This is a genomic window from Azospirillum sp. OGB3 (assembly GCF_014192915.1).
Lineage (GTDB): Bacteria > Pseudomonadota > Alphaproteobacteria > Azospirillales > Azospirillaceae > Azospirillum.
On record NZ_JACHYN010000067.1, the window covers coordinates 1 to 1,477 of the forward strand.

Below are 1,477 nucleotides of genomic sequence, written 5' to 3' on the forward strand. Positions count from 1 at the left end.
GTAATTGCTCAGGGGGCTGGCCCGTGATGAGCACGGTCGGGCTCCCAGGCAGTCGGGGGTGCCCCTAACGGGACGTTGCTTGAGGGACCAGGATATGAGTCAACCTATTCATGACTCGCCCCGACCTGTCCCGCCTGAGCCCGGAGGAGAAGGACGCGCTGATCCTGGCGCTGCTGGAGCGCGTCGCGGCGCTCGAGGCGAAACTGAACCAGCCCGCCAAGACGCCGAAAAACTCCAGCCTGCCACCCTCGCGGGGCCAGAAGGCGAACCGGCCGCCCCGTCACAAGAAGCCGCGGCGCAAACGCAAGGGACCCGGGGTGACACGCGCATTGGCCGCCGATCCCGATCAGGTCGTGGACTGCCAGGCGCACGCTTGCGCCCACTGCGGCACCGCGGTGACAGCCGACACCCAGCGGCTTCGCCATGCCTACGATCACATCGACTTGCCGCCAATCCGGCCGGTGATCACGCGGGTGCGGCTGTTCGGTCAGCGCTGTCCGGCCTGTCGGCGCCGGGTGCGCGCCACGCCGCCCGACATGATGCCGCCCGGTTCGCCGTTCGGCCCGTCGATCATGGCGATGCTGGCCTATCTGCATCATCAGCACGCCGTCGGCTACGATCGTCTCTCCCGGCTAATGGCCGAGTTGTTTGGGCTGCGGATCAGCGAAGGCGCCATCGCCAACGCGCTGCGCCGGGCCAACCGCCCGTTGCAAGGGGCCGGGACGGCGATCGTGGAGCGGCTGCGCCGAGCGGATGTCATCGGCTGCGACGAAACCGGGGCGCGGCTGACCACGGCGGATCAGGGCACCCGCATGGGCTGGGAATGGGTGCTGGTCAGCGACACCACCGTCCTACACCGCATCTCCCCCTCGCGCGGACGCGAGGTCATTGCCGAGGTGCTGGGCGAGCATCGGCCGCGCTGCTGGGTGTCGGATCGCTGGGGCGCCCAGCAGGGCCATGCCGACACCCACCAAGTCTGTCTTGCCCATGTCTTGCGCGACGTGCAATACGCCATCGATGCCGGTGAGATTGGCTTCGCTCCGGCCCTGCGCCGCCTGTTGTGCTGGGCGATCGCGGTGGGGCGACGACGGCCGGACTTGAAGGACAGCACGCTGGCCCAGTATCGCGCCAGGGCCGAGCGCCGGCTCGATCACCTGCTGGCCCTGCCGACCGTTACCGAGGCCGGCGCCGAGGTGCTGCGCCAGACCAAACGTTGGCGCTCCCAGTTCTTCACCTTCCTCACGGACCGCGCCGTGCCGCCGACCAACAACGCCTCCGAGCAGGCGCTGCGCCCAAGCGTCATCTTCCGCAAGGTGACGAACGGTTTCCGGTCGCTCTGGGGCGCCGATGTCCACGCCCTGGTCCGCTCCGTCATCGGCACCGGGCGCCTCAACGGCCTGTCCGCCCATCAGGCCATCTCACGCGCCCTCGCTGGTCAGCCGATCTTCGCCGCCTGACCAGCCCCCTGAGCAATTAC

At 69.1% G+C, this 1,477-nt stretch carries 1 protein-coding gene; it reads left to right on the forward strand.

Translation table 11 applies throughout. From position 1 onward, the window contains the following. Positions 1-110: 110 nt before the first annotated feature. Positions 111-1,457, forward strand: a complete 1,347-nt coding sequence (locus FHW79_RS32280; protein ID WP_183182685.1) for an IS66 family transposase — start codon at positions 111-113, stop codon at positions 1,455-1,457. Positions 1,458-1,477 lie beyond the last annotated feature (20 nt).

What these genes read in the sequence shown, in the direction of transcription:
- FHW79_RS32280 (WP_183182685.1), top strand. Translation starts at nt 111, where the DNA reads ATGACTCGCCCCGACCTGTCCCGCCTGAGCCCGGAGGAGAAGGACGCG.